Genomic DNA, 19,300 nt, shown 5'->3' on the forward strand with positions numbered 1-19,300 from the left:
GTTCTTTAGCTTGAGATGCAAACTTAATGAAAAATGACGTGGCCAAATTGTTCCGCAACCAAAAGGTATTCTGCCAGCGGGTAAGATTTGTACTTTGCCCGTAAGGTACCGGACAAAACCCTTCCTCCCCGAGGCCTCCGGGGCAAGCGCTTTTAGCGATTATTAGCTAACAATACCGTTCGGCAGCCTTCAGGCTGCCGTTTTCCGGCTGAAGCCCGGAAGATTAATGGAGAACAGGTTTGACCGCGCCGGCCTGATCGTTATTTTTTTCACGCTAAAGCATAACGAGCAACAGCCTAAAGACTGCCGGGCAGAGCTTTCGGCCCGATCCCATAATTTCAATAACTTACACTATCCCTTTCACGACGAAATAATAAAAATGAACGACAACGACCCGGACCGCTATACGCCTTCAAGCCAACACGACTGGCGAAACTGGTTAGAAGAGAATCATGTGTCCCGCGACTTCGTCTGGGTGATATTTTACAAAGTATCCACTGGGAAGTGCACTATCACCTGGAGCCAGGCCGTGGAAGAGGCGCTCTGCTTCGGCTGGATCGACAGCGTAAAGAAGACGCTCGACAAAGAACGATACATCCAGTACTTTAGCAAACGAAAACCCGGAAGCACCTGGTCCCGGGTCAATAAAGAAGCTGTAACCAAATTGATTCAGGAAAAACGGATGATGGAAGCAGGGGCCAAAAGCATCGCTGTCGCCAAAGAGAATGGATCGTGGACAATCCTTGACCAGGTGGAAGCCCTGATTATTCCGGATGATCTTGCTGCTGCGTTCAAGACCCGGCCGGGATCAGAAGCTTTTTTCCTGAGTCTCAGCAAATCGAAACGAAAAGTGATGCTCTCCTGGATAGTTCTGGCCAAGCGCAAGGATACGCGGGACAAACGGATAAAAACCATAGCTGAGCACGCAGAGCAGGGGAAGCGTCCTCCTAATTTTGCGTAGCGGCCGGTCGGGTAATCCCGGTCATTCTTCTCCCCCTGAAAGCTGGCAAATGCCCGTTCTGCGCCCCATCCCCTATCTTAGCCCGTGAATTATCCCCCCTCCCCGGCTTTGAATCTTTCCAAACAGTTTACCTATTTACTTTTTCTGCTGCTGCTCCCCGTCCTTACAGTTCGGGCCGAAACGCCCGTTGAAGCGCAGGTAACTTACATCATGGAAACTGCAGATTCGTTGGTGAAGGCCCGCCTCGCCCTCTTCGACCAGTCGATCATGGAGCACCGCTTCGATAAAGCGGTACGCCGTCGGATCGAGAACTACGTCGGCAACTGGAGCCACGCTACCGGCCGCGTGTTGGCCCGTTCTGCCCGCTTCTTCCCCATCTTCGAAGAGCAACTGGCGGCGAAGGGAATGCCCCTTGGCCTCAAATACGTTACCATTCAGGAAAGCGCACTGCGGCCCTACGCTACCAGCCACGCCGGAGCCGGAGGGCTGTGGCAACTAATGCCGGGGACTGCCCGCGAGCACGGTCTTGTCGTCGATGAAATACTCGATGAGCGCCTCGACCCCGAACTCGGCTGCGCCGCCGGGCTGGAGTACCTCCAGATCCAGTACGAGCGCTACGAGGACTGGGCCCTGGCGCTGGCTGCATACAATTGCGGCCCCGGCAACGTAAACAAAGCCCTGCGCAAGGCCGGAGGCCGGGACAAAAACTACTGGCAAATCCGCCGCTTTCTGCCGCGGGAGACGCGCAACTACCTGCCCAACATCATTGCGGCGGCCTACGTGATGGCTTTCCACCACCTGCACGACGTCCCCGCCGGACAAATGGACCTTGACTTACAGATTACCGAAGCCATCACGGTAGAGCGCAGGCTGAGCCTGCACCGCGTAATTCAGGTGACGGGCCTGAGGCCCGACGTTGTGATCGAGCTCAACGCCCAGTACCTGAAAGGTTACCTGCCCGGGTTACCTGGCGGCCACCGCCTGAGGCTTCCCAAACGGGTGATGCCCGCCATGCGCAGCTACCTCACCCTGCATCCTGCGGACGCGCCCGAAACCGACGCGGACCTTCCCTGGACCAGCCCGCGCCTTCATAAAGGAGAGTTGACAAGCGAGCGCTATTACAGCCAGTACCGCACCACGGTCGGAAGCCAGGACACGACCCTGCGGCAGGTTGCCGGAAGTTTTCGCATTCCGGTAGATCAACTTGCCATCTGGAGCAACCGCGGCGAATTCGACAGCCTTGCACTTTTCGACGAGGTCGTGTTTTATAATGTAAGCGAGTACCTCCCTTTCGATCCGCGCGACCGTGACACTCCCGCAGCAGCACCACAGGTGGATATGCTTCCCGCCGCGCCGGTGAGAATTCCGAACCGGAACCGGGTCAACGGTCTTCCGGAGGTGCAGCCAGCGGTTAAAACCGAAAAAAGAAAACCAGGACTCGGAGATATCCTCAAGTCCTGGTTTTAGGGTCTACTGGTTCTTTCCAGAAAGCTATTCTTCTTCTGTATCCGGTAAAACTTCGTCCACATTTACCTCCCCACAAAACGGGCTCGTGAATTGCGATCCGGATTCATATACCGAAAGTGTGCGGTAAAGTCCCTTTTTTTCACTAGGCTTGAGGTACAGTTCAACCTGACGCTCTGGAATATTGATTATCCAATATTCTTTCACTCCTGCTAATGCATAAGCTTCTGCCTTTTGGCTACGATCGTACTGCAGGGTAGAATCCGCTACCTCAATAAGCAGTAAAATATCCTCGGGCTTTGGATGCCCGGTTGTGCGATTGTACTTACGGCGGACAACAACGGCAAAGCCTGGCTCCGGTTCAGAGTCATTCGGAAGCGTAACCGGACTTTGCGCCCTGAATTTGTACTTCGTGCCAAGTCTTTGGTAAAAGAAATCTGCGATGTTGGACAGGACGTCCGCGTGATGTTCTCCTACCGGCATCTTTGCAATTATTTTTCCAACGAGTAATTCGACCTTGTCCAATTCCGTCAGCACCCCAATTCAATTGCCTGATGGTAGCGCTCAAGGCTCCATCGGAATTCAAAGTTTGATGCTTCTGAAACAAACTTGGTCATGATCCAAAGATAAGGATTTTATCTGCGTTATGCCGTAGCAGTCTCCGCTTCCTCTTTAGGCAATCCCTCGACTCCGTTTACGGTAGTGTACTTGAAGCTGAGCTTCTTATCGGGGTAGATGTAGCTGAAGGCAGACTGCACCGCAATCGTTCCTTCGTGGAAACCACAGAGGATCAGCTTCAACTTTCCTTCGTAGTGGTTGATGTCGCCGATGGCGTAGATGCCTTCGATGCCGGTGCTGTAATCACGGGTATCAACCACGATAGCGTTCTTGTTTACCTGAAGTCCCCAGTCGGCAATCGGGCCGAGCTTGGGCGCGAGGCCAAAGAGTGGAATGAATTCCTCGACTTCAACGAGTTCCTCCTCTCCGGATTTGTGCTTCACGGTGATTCCTTCCACGTGGTCGTTGCCAGAGATGCCAACGGCCTGAGCGTTGGTCAACAGATTGATTTTTCCTGCTTCGGCGAGTTCCATTACCTTCTCGACGCTGTCGAGGGCTCCCCGGAAGGAGTCACGGCGGTGCACGAGGGTTACCTCTTTAGCTACGTCGGCGAGGAAGATCGTCCAGTCGAGAGCAGAGTCACCGCCACCGGCCAGTAGCACCTTCTTATCGCGGTAAACTTCCGGATCACGGATTACGTAAGCAACGCCTTTGTCCTCGAAATCAGCGATACCCGGGATTGGGGGTTTGCGGGGGGTGAATACACCGAGCCCTCCGGCAATCATGATAACGGGAGCCTGATGAACGGTGCCTTTCGACGTCGTCACCTGGTACATCTTCTCCCCCACCTTTTCGATGGTTTGAGCACTTTCACCCAGGGTGAAACCGGGGTTGAAGGGTTTGATCTGTTCCATCAGGTTATCTACCAACTCTCCGGCCAGCACGCTGGGGTAACCGGGGATATCATAGATCGGCTTTTTTGGGTAAATCTCCGTCAGCTGGCCGCCGGGTTGCCCGAGGCTGTCGATCAGGTGACAACGGAGCTTCAGCAGTCCTGCTTCAAATACGGTAAATAAGCCAACGGGGCCTGCGCCGATTATGAGGATGTCTGTTTGGATCACGGGGTATTAATTTTAATTGTTGGAGTTAAAACGGTTCTGATTCTTTTGGGTTTTGGGCCAGTGGGTAGAAGGTAGTAGATAGTGGGTATTGGGTATTGGGTAGTGGGTAGTGGGTAGAATGTAGTGGGTAGTGCTACCGCACGAAAGCACTCCTTGCTGAGCACTACCCACTACTTTCTACTCACTGCTTATCAACTGACGTGCAGGCCACATTCGTCTTTGTCCTTACCGGCCCAGCGGCCAGCCCTACCCTGCCCCGGGCGGGTACAGTGGTGGCAACCGATGGATCCGTAGCCTTTGGCTTCGAGCGGATGACGTGGTAGTTTGTCTTTTTCAAGGTAGTAAAGAAATTCACCTTCGGTGATGTCGATGAGCGGGTGAAAGTGGATAAGACCATCAACTTCTTCAAAAATCCGCATCGCCGCACGGTTCATGGTCTGGTAGCTGTGAACCCCCGACATCCAGACGGTGTGTACGTCTTTTACTGCCTTAAGGGGCATCACTTTATTGTAGTGGCAACACCGGGCGGGTTGGCTTTCCCACATTTCGGTATCGAGCGTTTGCTGGTGGCGGGTCTCATCGGGATGAATTTCAACGACCTCCAGCCCGGTCACTTCCGAGAGCGTGTCTTTGTAAGCCAGCGTTTCCGGAAAGTGATAACCGGTATTCAGCATGTGTACCTTCTGTGCAGCGTTGCCGCGGCTCACCAGGGTCAGCATCACAACAGACTTGGTACCGAAACTGCTCGTAAACAGCACCTGATTTACCGGAAAGTATTCATAGAGTCGCTTGATTCGTTCCTGAAAATCCAGCGGCTCGAATTCGGCATTCAAGGCCTCTATGTCTGCGTTTATGATGGTTTGGCTCATTGTTGGTTATTATTAAAACAGGACCTGAAAGAAAGCCCCTTTCGGTGTTCAAACATCACCTTATCGTTCAGGCTCGTTATCCGGCGCACCTTCCAGGGGCGAGGCCGCAGGTGCACTGATGGTTGAAGAAGCAGTACGGTTAGCTGCCGCTTCTACCAGACATTCTCCTTCGGGGCACCGGCAAGCCGGATTTGAGTCTTCGGTAGAAGCGAGTAAACTATTGGTCACCGCATTTAGTTGGCGCACCTTCGCCCGAAAATCTCCGGTTAGCCGGTCCCTGAACGTTTTCAGGTTGTCCAGCAGGTTACTGGTTTCGAGGTCTGGCAGCTCTGCTTCCAGAAACTGCCGGAACCGTTTGGCAAAGGTCGGGCTCTGTCCGTTGGTACTGATCGCGATCTTGAGCGGGCCACGGGTTACGATGCTACCGAGGTAGAAATCGCACAGGCTGGGAGTATCGGCAATGTTCGTTAGCCGGCGGGCAGCTTTAGCCGAGGCGTGTACCGTCAGGTTCACTTCTTTGAGGTCGGTAGCGGCAATAACGAGGTCTGCGATTTCAACGTCTTTTGCTTTGAATCTCCGGGCGTACCAGATTACGGTACCGCCGGCGGCGGTGCGCCATTCCCCGGCTGGCGCTTCGTGGGTAAAGCGGGCAGCCGTGAGAACATCGCCACCAAACCCTGCTTCGTCCAACGGGCTTTGCTCCTGCGTGCGCGCCTGCTTATCGTAGTTGTCCAGAAGACCCTTCAGTTCTTCTCCCATCCATGGAGCGACAATGACCACCCGGGCGTTTGGGCTCGACTTGAGGATAAAGCTGAGTTTTTCTTCGCCCACCTCGCCCGCTCCGACCACCAGCAACTGGAGGCGGTCTAAACGAAAGAAAGCGGGGTATAGTGGATTGGTCATAAAGGTTCTTGATTCTCGGTTTGCTACCGTGCGTTGGAAGTCGTTGCGAGTACCCTGGCTTTGAAGTCCGGGTGCTGAGAAACGGTCGCTCCCAAGACGATGATCCCCGGTCCTTTGTCACGTTCGGCGGCCACGCGGGGAGCAATGTCGTTTACGGTGCCCACCCAGGCGCGTTCGTTCGGGCGGCTACCGTTCTGGATTACCATCGCGGGAAGATCGCCTTTTCCTTCGGCATCCCAAAGCGCGCAGATCTGATCCAGACGACCAAGCCCCATCAAAATGATTACGGTAGCGTTGCTGCGCGGGGCCAAAAGTAAGTCATTACTCAGGCCTCCGTTACGTGTATGCGCCGTCAATACCCAAAAACTGTCGGCATAGCCCCGGCTGGTGGGCGCAACGCCCTGCAGCTCGGGTAAACTGATACAGCTGCTGATTCCAGGCACCACCGTCACGTCCAGGCCCTCTGCTTCGGCGTAAGCTTTTTCTTCCTGACCACGACCAAAGATGAAAGGATCGCCTCCCTTAAGCCGGACGGCGTGCCCGTACTCGTAGGCCGAGGCAACCAACAACGCATTGATCTCGTCCTGCTTTTTGTAGTGGCACCCGGCCCGCTTACCAACGAAGATCCGGACACAGTGATCGGGGGTCTCCTCAAGCAACTCATCCGAGCTCAGCGCGTCGTACAGGATCACATCTGCGGTTTGCAACGCCTTGAGGCCCTTGCGGGTGATCAGGTCGGGATCGCCGGGGCCGGCGCCTACCAGGGTTACTTTTGGTTCGTTGGCCCGTTGGTTCATTGGTTCCTTGAGTTGTATAGCCATTTGCTCTTGCTTTGTGGTGAAGGACGGTCGTGACGGCCCAACAGACCAATTACGCTTTGTAGTATTCGCCCACAACGACTTTGTCCAGCTGGCTCTCCCGCTCCCGGATGGCTTTCGAGACAAAAGCCCGGGCATCATTCAGGTACTCGGTAACGAACGCTACGGTAGGCTCCTGTTTCTTGATACGGAGTACGAATTCCTCGAAGGGCATCGCTTCGGAGAAACGGTCGCCGAAGAACTCACTGAAATCGCGCAGGATGCCGATGTGGGTGTTACACTTTTTGTCTTCGGCCAGCATCAGGGCTTTAGCAGCCGTGATCATGGATGAGTAAGCGTGGTAGGCAGCATCCTTCTCGTGGCCAGCCTTGAGGGCTTCGCCGGCGGCGATAACTTTATTGGAGGCGTCGTTCAGAATGGCTCCGATCACATCGAGGCTCACCCCGGCACATTCGCCTACACCAATCTCCTGGATGTACTCTTTGTCCTGGCCCCAGTCGTAGAACTCCTCCTCGGTGATGGTTTTTGCGTCGCCGAGTGGCTTGAGCACGTCGTAGAAGTAACGCTTGCCCTGGCGCACTACGTAGTCGTTGTAGTATTCGCCTTCGGTAGCGTTCGCTTTGTAGTCGTTGAACAGGTCGCGGATCACCTGCGGGATGCGGCGGGTGGGCACTTTGATTACTTTCTCGGCCACAAAACCACGGCCGTCGTCGGTGATACCTCCACCCACAACCACCTGCATGGCCGGGGCGATCTTCTTCCCTACCCTGATGCTGGAACCGTGGAAACCGATGTTCGCCGCCATGTGCTGGCCACAGCCATTCATGCAGCCGCTGATTTTGATGCGCACGTCGTTTTCGGTAACCATCTCGGGGAACTCGTCACGGACGAGCTCCTCAAGAATAGTGGCTAAACCAGTCGAGTTGGTAACACCCAGTGCACAGGTGTCGGTTCCAGGACAGGCGGTTATATCGGCGGTGGTATCATACCCCGGCAGGCCGAGGTTCAGGGCGTAAAGGCCGTTAAACAAATGCGGCAACGCACTGGGGGGAACGTATCGAAGAATCATTCCCTGTTGCACGCTCAGGCGAATATCGTCGCTGGCAAAATCTTTTACCAGGCCGGCCAGTAAGCGTGCTTGCTCTGCCTCCAGATTACCGAGTGGCACCCGGATCGCAACGGCGCGGTAGCCCCCCTGCTTTTGTTCGGATACGTTTGTTTTCAGCCATTCGGCGTACATGGCGGGATGCAGAGGTTCAACGGGCTCGAAAGTGTCGGCCGGAATATCTCCCAGGGACGGAGCGAAAGATTCATCTACCTCGAAGGTTTGGTGCTCGATGGCAACCATTTCTTCGTTCACGAGGGTCATGAACTGCTCCAGACCAAGGTCTTTCAGCAAGTACTTCATCCGGGCTTTCATCCGTTTTTCGCGCTCGCCGTAACGGTCGAATACGCGGATAGAAGCTTCCATGAAAGGAATGATCCGGTTGGCTTCCAGAAACTCATAGGCCGTGGGGGCGATCATCGAAACGGCTCCGAGGCCTCCGGCGATTACCACCTTGAAGCCTTTAACACCGTCCCGAATGCGGGGGATGAAGCCAAAATCATGGAAATAAGTGAACGCAGAGTCCTCCTCACTGCTCGAAAAGGCAGGCTTTATTTTGCGGCCCATCTCCTGACAGATCGGGTTACGCAGAAAGAACTCATAAGAAGCCTGAACGTAAGGAGTTACATCGAACGGCTCTTTAGGATCAACGCCGGCAAGGGGACTGGCGGTGATGTTGCGCACGGTGTTGCCGCACGCTTCGCGGGCGGTCATACCGGCTGTTGCCAGGTCTTGCCACACCTTTACACTATCGTTCAGTTTAACGTAGTGCATCTGTATATTCTGACGGGTCGTGATGTGCAACCGGCCGTTGGTGTACTTCTCAGACATATCGGCTAAAGCAATCAATTGATCCGGCGTCAGGTGACCAAACGGAATTTTGGTACGAAACATATGCACCCCGTGCTGCCGCTGGCCGTACACCCCCCTGGTCAGGCGGTAGTGCTTGAAGCGGTCTTCATCTTCCTGCATCCGCTGGTAGGCATGGATGCGGTCAGAAAGTTCCTGAATATCGTCGCGGACAGGAGCGGCAAGGTGGTCCAGATTTAATTGTTCGGTAGTAGTCATGTCCGAAAGTACCCGTCTGAAGCGGCTTAGTTTGAATAAAAACATGAACAAAACAACATATGAACGGACAATGGTTAAGTACAACATTTTAAACAACAGCACTTTACAAAAATAAAATTAAATCAACCATAAGAATCTTAACATATATTTATTTAAATAAATTAAATGATTAGTGTTTTTGCTCAGTTTGGCTAAGCAGGAGGGCGCCGGCGCGCAGGTGCAATACAGGGACGAATGAGCAAAGGAGGTTGGGAGGTGAAAAAAGCGGAATACCGGGCAACATCCGTAGCGGTTGCATCTTTGCCGAAAGAGCGCAAACGGAGAAAAGGCGCTTCCCGTGATAAATCAGCTAATGGAGAGTGCAACCGCCCGAAAAAGTAAGCTGTTGCGTTTTTTGCCTGTTCTTGCGGTAGAAAATAACAGCCGCATCAACGAAGGCCCGGATGAACCCTCCTTGCTTCAAGACCATTATACCCCTATGCCAACCGATCAACGCATTCTATTCCATCCAGGCCTCAACCCTCTTTGGGAGAGCATGGAACGCGACCGCCGTCAGCAACAATACGCAGCTATTGTGCTGATGCTTCTGTGCTTCGCATCGATTATCGTGGGAGCAACCTCGCAATACCTGGGCTGGGCTTTGCTTGGCGGATTCGGTGCCGCCGGAGCTCTGTGGTGGCTGCTCCGCATCGTGACCGAGCAGCCCCTGGCCTACTGGCGAAGACTGCTCACCGAACATCCGGAGTCTGTTGTCTGGGTCTACGGATTGGTGACGGAGCGGATGCCCTTTGGCTTCAAAACCGTTGCCATCGGCACGCTCCACCTTGTGGGTTCTGACGGCGAAATCCACACCTTCGGGATGAAGCCCACCGAACTGAAACTGGTTACCAAAACGCTCAACCGTGTACTTCCTCACGCTGAATTCGGCTACTCCGCCGAGCGGGAACTCAGGTACCGGGGTGAGGTGACCGACTTCAAAGGTCGGGACCAGTTCAATCAGATCAAATGATTGTCTTTTACCCCGCCGGTTGCCGGTAACCGTTCTCCTTCAGCCTTGATTATTCTTTAATGCTCCGCCTATGACCTTCTGGGACCAGATCAAAAAAATATTTGCCGAGGCCGACAGTTCTTCACCTTCTTCCCCCACCATCCATGAACTCATACAACGAAGCGAAGAAGACCTTGCCGCTTACGGGTACTGGAAATCGACTGCAGCCCCACGCCGGCTGCTCGACTGGCTCAGTACCCAGTACACCCGGAGTAAAGACGGACTGACGACCGATAATACCATCGGCTTTCTCGACACCCAAAGCTCTAAGGGTTTTGTGATGTACTTCCGGGAGATGAACTACAACAGGGAAGAAATAACTCACTTTTTCCACTACCTCAAAGAACGGGTACTTACCCTCAACTACCGTTCCGATATATCCGACCGACGCATCTTCCCCCGCAACGATTGGATCGAGACCCAGGAGCGCCATTATCTTAAACCTAATACGACCTTTAGTGAGGTGAAGATGGACCAGGCCTTTGGCAACATCATGATCGAGTTTGAGCTGCGCAACGAACTTCCGCATAACCTCCGCCTGAGAGCTACCGTTTACAACGACGCGCTCTACGAAGCCGGCGGCAGCTTCGGCGGTCTGGTTATGGCGCTCACTGCGTAGCAAGCCCTGGCCTCTTACCTCACGCTGCACCTGCGTCAGCGCCGACTCCACACCGGCAAATGAGATTATTCTCTTCACAAAAAGACAGCATCCAGGCCACCGTAAGTAGATCTGGATGCTGAATATATGCTTTCTGAGTCGTCGAAAATTGACTCGTTAAGCGAGGAACCCGTAAATGAGGGCCAGGATAAGCAGCACCGCAAGTGCTGAAATATTGAAGCCCATCCGGGTACGGAAGAGCGAAGGCTCCAGATCGATTGCCTTATGATCGTCTTCCTGCTTATCGGTATAAATCAGGGCCAGCACGGCGACCGAGAGAACGGCGAAGAGGTACACCGCCCAGTCTGGAACACCCGGTACTGGCTGTACGAATAACCGAATGGCCGTACATACACCAATAACGATCACGAGCACCGCAATACCATTCCGGATACTCATATCCTTTACGATAGCTGCCGACGATACAGTAGGGGAAGAAGCCTCTTCCGATGCGTTGCTGAGCGTTTGGTTGAGCGCCGGATCAGCTGCTTTTTTGCTGGTCACACCGCTGAGTACGATCATCAGCGCACTGGAGATGAGGAACATCAGCGCCATCCGGTCAAGGAAAGCCAGGTCTGGCAGGATGAACTTGAACAGCAGCGAAAGCGGGACACCCAGCAGAATAACCACCAGTGCAGCGCGGGCAGTACCACGACGGTAGAACATACCGAAAATGAATACGACCAGAACCCCCGGGCTAAGGAACCCGGTATACTCCTGGATCACCTGAAAAACCTGATCTGCCGCAGCCAGAGCCGGAGCCACGATGGCTCCGATGATCAGAGCCGATGCCGCTGCGATCTGTCCCATTTTAACTTGCCGTTTCTGGCTGGCCGCAGGGTTGATGAATTTGTTGTAGATATCAATCGTGAAGATCGTGGAAGCACTATTTACCATCGAACTTACAGAAGAGCCGATTGCGGCCACCAGAGCCGCAAAGGTGAGCCCTCTGAATCCGACTCCTACGTAGTTACCGAGAACCCAGGGAAAGACCTGATCTGCCTTCTCGATGTCTACGTTAATTCCCTTTTCGGTAAGCAGGTAGAAAGCTGCAATACCGGGAAGCACCGCGAAGAACGGAATAAACAGTTTCATGAAAGCAGCAAAGGCGATACCTTTTTGCGCTTCCGGCAGGCTTTTTGCCGCCAGCGCACGCTGGATGATGTACTGATTGAAGCCCCAGTAATAAGTATTCACAATCCACATTCCACCAAGAAGGAGTGCCATACCAGGAAGAAGGTTAAAGCTCGAACGTTCCTCGCCGGTCGCAGTATCCCGGAAAGTATCGGACGGCTCAAACAGCATTTCGAAGTGGCCAGGCAGGACATTGTAAAGTTCTGTAACCCCTCCTATGACGCTGCCTTTGCCCACAAAACTGAGGATACCCCACGCCGCGATCGTTCCACCAAGCAGCAGGACAACAACCTGGACGACGTCGGTCCAGACGACCGCTTTGAGCCCCCCAAAAATCGAGAAACAGGCAGAATAAATGACCAACCCGATGATGCCTATATACAAGGGAACATCCAGCAATTGCTCGATCGCCAGAGCTCCGAGGTACAGGACCGTGGAAATATTCACGAAAACGAACAGCGCAATCCACATCACCGACATAATCGTACGTACCGTACCATCATAGCGTTCCTCGAGGAACTGAGGCATCGTATAAATTTCCTTTTTCAGAAAGACCGGCAGCAGGAATTTAGCAACGATGATGAGTGTAATAGCAGCCATTAACTCGTAGGTGGCAATGGCGAGCCCCAGTTCAAAACCGGAACCGTTCATTCCGATGATCTGCTCCGCGGAGATGTTAGACGCGATGAGTGAGCCACCTACCGCCCACCAGGGCAGGCTGCGGCCGGCCAGAAAGTAATCACTGGCCGTAGCGGACTTATCCCGGTTCGATATCCAAATACCGAAAATGATTACAGCGACGATATAAACGCCGAAAATGGTTAGGTCTAAACCTTCTAATTGCATGATCCCTAAATATGATAGGTGAAAAAAGTATGCCCAAAGTCACCCTACCGGACATTTCTGATGGTCTCTTCGCTGAGCCGGAAACCGGCCATGAAGTATTGTGGTGCCCCCCCCCTGCCGGAAAGACTGGAAGGTAGGGTCGTTCAAATATGTCTGACAATGTGCTGAAAGCACTAAAAGCGAGGCAATATAGTGGATTGAAACATAAGCACAGCGATCAGTTCGTGTAAAATGACCACTAAGCACCATTCATTTACGGTCAGATGAACAAAAGTTACCTGCTTTTGATCAGAATTAGCCTCTTAATCCCCAACGACCTGGCTCAGTAAACCCTCCGGGTTCCGGTTTGCATCAAGCCTTCCACAGCCTCAAAAATACGTTCCGGCTTCTGAGGTCGCCAGGCAAGATTATTGAACTGCTCTCCGTAGGCGAGATAATTATCCAACCTGGTTTGGGTGAGTTCATCCATCACATGATCGTGAGAATTGAGCAACGCAATCCACCCACCATCTTCAGTTATTTCTTCCACCCATTCCTCGTAGTAGTCGGTATCTCCGCCGTGGAAATTCAGAACGCCCTCCATGATGATGATGAAGTAACGAATTCCGTTGCCGATGAGCTGGTCTGTAAACTCACGCTTCAGGTGCATCACATCATTATGCACGGCATCGTTCCACTCCCCTATCATTTCAATGATGACGTAGTGCTCGTCGTAGTCCGTAAACAATTGTTTCAGGTACAGGGTCTCGGCTCCGAATTCATCCCATTGAGGATGAAGGAGGTAATTGTACACCTTGTTGGTGTAGCCGAATTCGGAATATTCGCGGCCGTAAAAAGGGGAGTAGTTATCATTTTCGGCGCGGTACTTTTCGCGCCAGCCGAAGTGGGGTTCAATATCGTGCACAGGCTTTATCGATTTGTTCTTTAATCGGTTCGCTTCTAAAACGCCTGCCTTTACAAACAGTGCGGTTAGCGTTCAGATAGCCATCAGAATACTTTCGTGTAAAGCTCCTTTCGGTGTTCCTCGGTCGGCGACCGGTCTTCGAGCAGTTCGAATACATTCCGCTTGATGGTGTGGGCCATGTCGCCTGTGGGCAGATCGTTGCAGTCAAGCCCGAAAGGATCTTCGATTTCTTCGCCCATCAGTTCAATCCCCAGCAAAGCAAAGAAAATGAGCATGGTGACGGGCACCGTCGTCCAACCAAAACTTTCCATCAGTCCGCAGGGCAACAACAATGCATAAGCCGAGATGAACAGCTTCAGGTACACGTTATAGCTGAATGGAATTGGTGTTTTCTTGATTCGTTCGCACGCCCCCAGAATGTCGAGCAGGCTTTGATGCTGTGCTTTTATGTTGATGTAGTCGCCTTCGTTGATGTCACCCTTTCGGTGCGCCTCCGCCATTTGCTGAAATATACGCAAGGCGATGAAGTTGGGGACATGGTCTTTCGACGAGTAGTATTCGTTTTCTTCCGGGCTGAGATAAATCAGTTTATCGAGCTTAACCCCATCACGAAGGTGCTCAGACAGGGCAATACAAAAATTAGCAATGTGCTTAGCCATAAACCTGCGGATCCCCACATCGCTCTCCGGCCACATCGTATCTACGTAGATCGCCATGTTCCGGGTGTTGTTAACCAGTGCCCCCCACTGTTTTCGGGCTTCCCACCAGCGATCGTAAGCGGTTGTCGTCCGAAAACCAAGAAACAACGAAAGAATCACCCCCAGGAGCGAAAAGACCGTTGGGTCCATCATCATAAAATGACCAAGGTCAAAATAGTCTACCACCCACACAAAGGCAGCTGAATAAATACCGATGCCCACAACCGACCGGACGATGCGCCTCATTGTCCATGATGTGAACAGATGGCGCATATCGCCAAACCAGTTTCCGTTGGTTTTGTAGAGTATCATATTTTTTTTGTGAGTGTCTGACCCTGGTAATACAGTTTAAAGCCTTCAAGGTTTGGATTTCCTTCGGACCAGAGGCCTGTTCCCTTGGCAAAATTGCCACTCAGCATACTCACGAGTCTCTGTCCGGTGTGCCTTTCGTTACGGTTTTCACCCCTGCTTCCCCTGCCCCCTCAGGGGCTTCTGCTATAGTGATGTTAAAGCTACAGCCAACTAGTGCGGAAGCGTTATTAAAGCTTTAAAAGACATCATACCACGTACCTTTTCAACTGCCTTGAGCGTCAATACGGGCATGAACAACGTCGAAAAATACTTTCGCCTTTCCGTCCTGGTCTTACTCCTTGTAGCACCGGCATTGTTACTCTCCCTTCTGGGAGGTTAAAGACAACAACGTGTCGCTTTCCGGCAGTACGTCTGTAACAGCCGCTGCCTTGAGGCAGCGCACCTAAGGAAATCAGACTACCGAAAGCAGCATTTTCAATCATCCCCGATGTCAGGTGATTACGGGGTGGCCGACTACTATTGAACTCTCCGTACGGAGGCACCTTCAATGCCGGCCTCTTCGAGTTTGCCCTTCTCTTCCGCGGCCTGGCTCTGGAAGTAAAACTTCCCGACGAAGACCCGAATGGTTTTACCTACATCTGCACTATACACCAGGTCAAAACCGAGGTTTTTCAACTTCTCCATCATCTTGTCGGCATTGCTCTTCGAAGAGTAAGCGCCCACCTGAACACCGAAAAGTATTTCGTCAGGTGCAAATTCCCGTTGTACAGGCTTGGCCGGCTCCGGGCTGGCACCTCCCGCATTACCATACGTTGCGGGGGCGGCATCAGGAACCTCCGGTGTTTCGAATTTGCTCCTGAGCACTCGAATGGAAACCACTTTGGGTTTAGCATATCCTGCTTCCACCAGGTCTTTTTCAACTACTTTGGCTTCCTCCTTTGTCTCTGCCAAACCGGTGAAAACTTTGGTGAGTTTTGTTCCGGTGACTGAATAGGCGTCAGAGAATCCGTTATTTTTCAGTTCCGCGACTAACTTTTCGGCGTTATCCCGGCTGCCAAAAGCACCTACCTGCAGGGTATAGGCGCCCACCAGGTTTTCGGGCTGCTCTTCAGCGGATTTAACGGGAACAGTAACCTGAATTGGTTCCGATCCACCGGTCCCCGGCTTAAGGGCAACTGCATTTGCTTCAGTTTCTTTCTGATTTTTCAGCCACTCGGAGCGGTTACACGTCGGGCCTTTAGTTCCCTGTTCAAGAATTCTGATGCTCACCATCGCGGTCCCTGCTGCCAGAATACCGATTTGCTCGGCGGCAACACGGCTCAGGTCCAGAATACGATCCGGGCTGCTTGGGCCACAGTCGTTTACCGTAACTTCGGTTTTAGCTCCACTAACGATGTTGGTCACTTCCAGGCGGGTACCGTAAGCAAAGGCTTTACTTGCTGCAGTGTATTTGTTATGGTCGTACACCTCCCCTGTACTGGTGGTACGCCCCTGAAACCGATCGGCATAGTAACTCGCAAGGCCCTGTATATCTCCTTGTGGTATCGGGAACCCAGGACTCACAGAAGGGCCCGGAACCACTTCGTTTACCGGAGCTATTGCTACTGTTTCGGTAGGATCCCACGGTGGTGGAGGTCCCGGAATTTCTTTTCCTGCTGCTTTCAGCTTTTTGGCCCACTTGCTCCGGTTACACGTTGGCCCTGAATTGCTCGCCTTGATGATCCGAAGACGGACATTGGCTTCCCCGTCTTTGACAAAGTCGAGGTCTTCGGCTGCAGCACGACTCAGGTCAATGATTCTTCCTTTAGCATGCGGGCCGCAATCATTCACTCTTACCTGAGTGGTTTTGCCATTGCTCAGATTAGTTACTTCAACGATTGTACCCCAGGGCAAATCCAGGCTGGCCGCGGAATAACCTGCTTTCCGAAAAGTTTCTCCGGTACTGGTGGGTCGGCCGTCAAACTTATCACCGTAAAAACTGGCAACGCCTTCCAGCTTCTGGGCCATAGCGTAATGAGTCGATCCGAGGGTGACCAGAAGAAGGAAAAGCCCCTGAATAAAGCGGGCAACAAGAGGTTGATTATTCATAGTTCGGGAAAATGATGAGGCACAAATTAGCCCGGTTTTTTGAAATACTGATCTTAAGGGTGAAAAATGACCTGTTTTATTTAGCAGATCAGGGCGCTGACGCAGGTGCAAGGCTAAAACGCTTCGCTGTAGCTTCATTGTTGCAGAACACTTCGTTTTCTGCTCCAAAGCCCATTTCAAGCCCCGGCCAAGGAGTAATCCACTCCATCTCCAACTCTTTACTGTCGCAGAATACCGGGATAAAGCGCTACCCCGTACTACTGATTGTATCCATAGGTTTCCTCCGGAGACGTCTGTTGAGGCCAGGATAATTAAGCTCAGGATTTCTCTTATGCCCCCGTTGAGGTTTAAGTAATGCAAGGGTACTGGCTTACCTTTGCTGAACCAAATAAAATCATCAGATCATGAACCCCAACGGAGAACTCCAAAGCCAACTCGCGCCCTCCGGTGTACGCACCATTACCTTCGGCCACCCGGCGCACAACAGTTTCCCCACCCACCAGTTACGTGCCTTAGTTGCAGCCCTTGACTCTGCCTCACAGGACGACGCTACCCGCAGCGTGCTGCTGCGCAGCGCCGGCGACCGCACTTTCTGCGCAGGAGCCAACCTCGACGAACTACTGGCCATCACCGATAATAAATCCGGGCAAGAATTTTTCATGGGTTTTGCCAACCTGATACTTGCGATGCGACGGTGCAAAAAACCGGTAGTCGTTGCAGTACAAGGCAAAGCCATCGGAGGAGGAGTCGGGATTGCTGCTGCCGCAGACTATTGCCTGGCAACCGACGCAGCAAGCATCAAACTCAGTGAACTGGCCATCGCTATCGGCCCCTTCGTTATTCTTCCGGCCCTGGTCCGGAAAATGGGAATCGCCGCAGCCTCTGAGCTCAGCATCGACACCGAGTGGCACAATGCCGGTTGGGCCAAAGAAAAAGGTCTTTACCAGCGCGTATTCGCGACCAACGAAGAACTCTACGATGCGGCTACTGCGCTTGCATCCAAATTAGCGACCTACAGCCTCCAAGCCACCGCAGAATTGAAAGCGACGCTCTGGCACGGCACCAACCACTGGCCATCGTTACTTGAAGAAAGAGCCGGAGTTTCGGGAAGACTGGTACTCACGGACGAAGCCAAAGAAGCCCTATCTGCCTTTAAGCGAAAGTAACCTCCCTCGCCGGAAAACTCAGGCAAGGTTACTACGCTCAACCTTATCCGCGAAGTAGCCTTGCCGGCTTTCCTTCATTTCAAAACGCACTATATCTCCGGCTTTTATGCCGGCCGATAACAGGTTCTTTTCCCGGAAATGAAACTCCTCCCGCGTATTCAGCAGACGGAGGTAACCGTACCCCTTTTCGGGAAGATAAAAAACAATGATGCCTGTATGCATAGAAGAGGTTCAATTTGTCACCACAATACCCAAAGCTGCATAAGCCCAACGCTGGCCACCGAAATCTCGGTTGATGTCACTCTTACCCGGGCTGAACAGCTCACCTGTTCCGTTTCGAACAGTAAATTCAGGCCGAAATTTAAGGCTCTTTAGCTCAACCTCCACACCAACTACCACTTCGAGGTACGGCAGTACTTGCTCCGGCACGGGAGCAAGCGATGACTCCATCTTCCCCACTCTGATCAAAAACCCGCCTCCCAATCCAACCGAGGGTTGCAACCGCTGCTTGCCAAAGTTCAAGGTTGCCCGGACTGGGAGCAAAAATGCATCAGGAAAAACCTTTTCCTTAAACCGGACACCTCCATCATTGTCAAAGTGACGAAAGGAACTTGTTGACTGCCGAATATAGCCAGGCCTCAGACTTAAAGTTAACTGATCAATCCGGTAACCAAGCAGCAGGGAAAGTTCGTATCCTTCCCCTCCCATCACACCCGTAGACTCCTCCGGTCTGACATTCAGAGGTAAACGTTCGACTTCCCAGCTTGTACCTACGGCAACGGTAAGCCCCGCCACGAACTCCTGAGCACGAAGCGGGTGAAAGAGGAGAAACAGAAAAGTAAGGCAGATAAGAATTCGGGTAATCACGGTAAAGTAAGCGGGAACACCCTAAACGTATTTCAGGACAGGCCTTTTTTAACGTTTGCGGATAACGAAAAGGCACTACGGCACCTTCATTTCCGACCAATAAAAAAGCCGCCCTTCCCGGAAGAGAAGAGCGGCTTTTCAGCCGTTAAGGCAGAGGCGGTTAGCCTAGTTCTTAATTTCACCTGCACGTTTACCGGCAGAGTAGTTGATACGTAACTGGTTACTCTTACGTAGTTTGGTTTTTACATCCTGTACGATGCCCATTGTCACTTCACCATCAACCCGGAGGGAAGAAGTGATACGACTGCGCTTCGCTTCGGGCAGCTTTACCTTATGCTGCTCAAGAAACAGTGGAATATCATCAACGGTAGAAATTTTGTCGCCCAACTGAATGCGGGGAGACGTACCGTAAACTTGTTGGTACTGCTGCGTCGGACGGCCTACGTAAATGTAGTTTACCAGCGACTTCTCATCAAGCTTAGTAAGCTGGGTCGCTTCCGGAGTATTTACTGAGAGCTTCAAGTCAGAATCCCGCAGAACGGTTACCATCATGAAGAAGAACAGCAACATGAAGATGATGTCCGGAAGAGAAGCGGTAGAAATCGCGGGGCTTGACTTGCCGCGTTTTTTAGAAAACTTAGCCATTAGATTGATGCTTGAATTGAGTGAACGGTGCTATTGAACAACCGTAAGATGCCACATCGGGCAAGGT

The 19,300-nt window shown here is 52.5% G+C and carries 18 protein-coding genes; 5 read left to right on the plus strand and 13 right to left on the minus strand.

What is annotated here, in order from left to right; all coding sequences use genetic code 11:
* Nucleotides 1-226: 226 nt before the first annotated feature.
* Together FUA23_RS17535 and FUA23_RS17540 are read left to right on the plus strand one after the other, a co-directional pair.
* The gene (locus tag FUA23_RS17535; protein ID WP_246144325.1) at nt 227-961 is read left to right on the plus strand and encodes a YdeI/OmpD-associated family protein; all 735 of its coding nucleotides are present in this window, start codon (nt 227-229) and stop codon (nt 959-961) included.
* A gap of 108 nt (nt 962-1,069) precedes the next feature.
* Nucleotides 1,070-2,428, plus strand: a complete 1,359-nt coding sequence (locus FUA23_RS17540; RefSeq protein ID WP_147932067.1) for a lytic transglycosylase domain-containing protein — start codon at nt 1,070-1,072, stop codon at nt 2,426-2,428.
* Nucleotides 2,429-2,452: 24 nt separating this feature from the next.
* Here the strand turns inward: FUA23_RS17540 and FUA23_RS17545 are convergent, their stop codons facing one another.
* The 6 genes from FUA23_RS17545 to FUA23_RS17570 all read right to left on the minus strand — a co-directional run bounded on the left by FUA23_RS17545 (nt 2,453) and on the right by FUA23_RS17570 (nt 8,867).
* Nucleotides 2,453-2,962, minus strand: coding sequence for a Uma2 family endonuclease (locus FUA23_RS17545; RefSeq protein WP_147932068.1), 510 nt, complete (start codon nt 2,960-2,962; stop codon nt 2,453-2,455).
* Nucleotides 2,963-3,069: 107 nt separating this feature from the next.
* Nucleotides 3,070-4,104 (minus strand): NAD(P)/FAD-dependent oxidoreductase, encoded by a 1,035-nt coding sequence (locus FUA23_RS17550; protein WP_147932069.1) that lies wholly within the window; start codon nt 4,102-4,104, stop codon nt 3,070-3,072.
* Between the two features lie 191 nt (nt 4,105-4,295).
* Complete coding sequence (locus FUA23_RS17555; protein ID WP_147932070.1) at nt 4,296-4,973, minus strand: phosphoadenylyl-sulfate reductase; 678 nt, start codon at nt 4,971-4,973, stop codon at nt 4,296-4,298.
* Between the two features lie 60 nt (nt 4,974-5,033).
* Nucleotides 5,034-5,876 (minus strand): precorrin-2 dehydrogenase/sirohydrochlorin ferrochelatase family protein, encoded by an 843-nt coding sequence (locus FUA23_RS17560; protein ID WP_147932071.1) that lies wholly within the window; start codon nt 5,874-5,876, stop codon nt 5,034-5,036.
* Between the two features lie 23 nt (nt 5,877-5,899).
* Nucleotides 5,900-6,697 carry a uroporphyrinogen-III C-methyltransferase gene (gene cobA / locus FUA23_RS17565; protein ID WP_246144329.1) on the minus strand — a complete coding sequence of 266 codons (798 nt, stop codon included), beginning with the start codon at nt 6,695-6,697 and terminating at the stop codon, nt 5,900-5,902.
* Nucleotides 6,698-6,746: 49 nt separating this feature from the next.
* On the minus strand, nt 6,747-8,867 hold the full coding sequence (locus FUA23_RS17570) for a nitrite/sulfite reductase (protein WP_147932072.1): 2,121 nt from the start codon (nt 8,865-8,867) through the stop codon (nt 6,747-6,749).
* Between the two features lie 352 nt (nt 8,868-9,219).
* Between FUA23_RS17570 and FUA23_RS17575 the strand changes: the two genes are divergently transcribed.
* Complete coding sequence (locus FUA23_RS17575) at nt 9,220-9,876, plus strand: hypothetical protein (RefSeq protein ID WP_147932073.1); 657 nt, start codon at nt 9,220-9,222, stop codon at nt 9,874-9,876.
* A gap of 70 nt (nt 9,877-9,946) precedes the next feature.
* Nucleotides 9,947-10,534 (plus strand): hypothetical protein, encoded by a 588-nt coding sequence (locus tag FUA23_RS17580; RefSeq protein ID WP_147932074.1) that lies wholly within the window; start codon nt 9,947-9,949, stop codon nt 10,532-10,534.
* A gap of 156 nt (nt 10,535-10,690) precedes the next feature.
* Here FUA23_RS17580 and FUA23_RS17585 read toward each other — a convergent pair whose 3' ends face one another.
* The 4 genes from FUA23_RS17585 to FUA23_RS17600 form a co-directional block, all read right to left on the minus strand.
* A complete protein-coding gene (locus FUA23_RS17585; protein ID WP_147932075.1) occupies nt 10,691-12,553 on the minus strand; it encodes a sodium:solute symporter family transporter in 1,863 nt (620 codons plus the stop codon).
* Nucleotides 12,554-12,875: 322 nt separating this feature from the next.
* The gene (locus FUA23_RS17590; RefSeq protein WP_147932076.1) at nt 12,876-13,457 is read right to left on the minus strand and encodes a hypothetical protein; all 582 of its coding nucleotides are present in this window, start codon (nt 13,455-13,457) and stop codon (nt 12,876-12,878) included.
* Between the two features lie 83 nt (nt 13,458-13,540).
* Entirely contained in the window at nt 13,541-14,467 is a 927-nt protein-coding gene (locus tag FUA23_RS17595; protein WP_147932077.1) for a bestrophin family protein, read from the minus strand.
* Between the two features lie 516 nt (nt 14,468-14,983).
* Entirely contained in the window at nt 14,984-16,555 is a 1,572-nt protein-coding gene (locus FUA23_RS17600; protein WP_187271114.1) for a septal ring lytic transglycosylase RlpA family protein, read from the minus strand.
* Nucleotides 16,556-16,959: 404 nt separating this feature from the next.
* On the opposite strand from FUA23_RS17600, the gene FUA23_RS17605 reads away from it, so the two are divergent.
* A complete protein-coding gene (locus tag FUA23_RS17605) occupies nt 16,960-17,721 on the plus strand; it encodes an enoyl-CoA hydratase/isomerase family protein (RefSeq protein ID WP_147932079.1) in 762 nt (253 codons plus the stop codon).
* An 18-nt stretch (nt 17,722-17,739) separates the two neighbouring features.
* Here the strand turns inward: FUA23_RS17605 and FUA23_RS17610 are convergent, their stop codons facing one another.
* The 3 genes from FUA23_RS17610 to FUA23_RS17620 form a co-directional block, all read right to left on the minus strand.
* Entirely contained in the window at nt 17,740-17,943 is a 204-nt protein-coding gene (locus FUA23_RS17610) for a hypothetical protein (RefSeq protein WP_147932080.1), read from the minus strand.
* Nucleotides 17,944-17,952: 9 nt separating this feature from the next.
* Nucleotides 17,953-18,516 (minus strand): hypothetical protein, encoded by a 564-nt coding sequence (locus FUA23_RS17615; protein ID WP_147932081.1) that lies wholly within the window; start codon nt 18,514-18,516, stop codon nt 17,953-17,955.
* Nucleotides 18,517-18,753: 237 nt separating this feature from the next.
* Complete coding sequence (locus FUA23_RS17620) at nt 18,754-19,233, minus strand: ExbD/TolR family protein (protein ID WP_147932082.1); 480 nt, start codon at nt 19,231-19,233, stop codon at nt 18,754-18,756.
* Between the last annotated feature and the right edge of the window lie 67 nt (nt 19,234-19,300).

Source organism: Neolewinella aurantiaca (genome assembly GCF_008014675.1).
Lineage (GTDB): Bacteria > Bacteroidota > Bacteroidia > Chitinophagales > Saprospiraceae > Neolewinella > Neolewinella aurantiaca.

Excerpts from the sequence above, each read along its gene's own strand:
- FUA23_RS17535 (WP_246144325.1), top strand. The coding sequence starts at position 227 with ATGGAGAACAGGTTTGACCGCGCCGGCCTGATCGTTATTTTTTTCACG.
- cobA (WP_246144329.1), bottom strand. The coding sequence starts at position 6,697 with ATGGCTATACAACTCAAGGAACCAATGAACCAACGGGCCAACGAACCA.
- FUA23_RS17560 (WP_147932071.1), bottom strand. The coding sequence starts at position 5,876 with ATGACCAATCCACTATACCCCGCTTTCTTTCGTTTAGACCGCCTCCAG.
- FUA23_RS17620 (WP_147932082.1), bottom strand. The coding sequence starts at position 19,233 with ATGGCTAAGTTTTCTAAAAAACGCGGCAAGTCAAGCCCCGCGATTTCT.
- FUA23_RS17585 (WP_147932075.1), bottom strand. The coding sequence starts at position 12,553 with ATGCAATTAGAAGGTTTAGACCTAACCATTTTCGGCGTTTATATCGTC.
- FUA23_RS17580 (WP_147932074.1), top strand. The coding sequence starts at position 9,947 with ATGACCTTCTGGGACCAGATCAAAAAAATATTTGCCGAGGCCGACAGT.
- FUA23_RS17600 (WP_187271114.1), bottom strand. The coding sequence starts at position 16,555 with ATGAATAATCAACCTCTTGTTGCCCGCTTTATTCAGGGGCTTTTCCTT.
- FUA23_RS17570 (WP_147932072.1), bottom strand. The coding sequence starts at position 8,867 with ATGACTACTACCGAACAATTAAATCTGGACCACCTTGCCGCTCCTGTC.
- FUA23_RS17575 (WP_147932073.1), top strand. The coding sequence starts at position 9,220 with ATGGAGAGTGCAACCGCCCGAAAAAGTAAGCTGTTGCGTTTTTTGCCT.
- FUA23_RS17610 (WP_147932080.1), bottom strand. The coding sequence starts at position 17,943 with ATGCATACAGGCATCATTGTTTTTTATCTTCCCGAAAAGGGGTACGGT.
- FUA23_RS17595 (WP_147932077.1), bottom strand. The coding sequence starts at position 14,467 with ATGATACTCTACAAAACCAACGGAAACTGGTTTGGCGATATGCGCCAT.
- FUA23_RS17605 (WP_147932079.1), top strand. The coding sequence starts at position 16,960 with ATGAACCCCAACGGAGAACTCCAAAGCCAACTCGCGCCCTCCGGTGTA.
- FUA23_RS17555 (WP_147932070.1), bottom strand. The coding sequence starts at position 4,973 with ATGAGCCAAACCATCATAAACGCAGACATAGAGGCCTTGAATGCCGAA.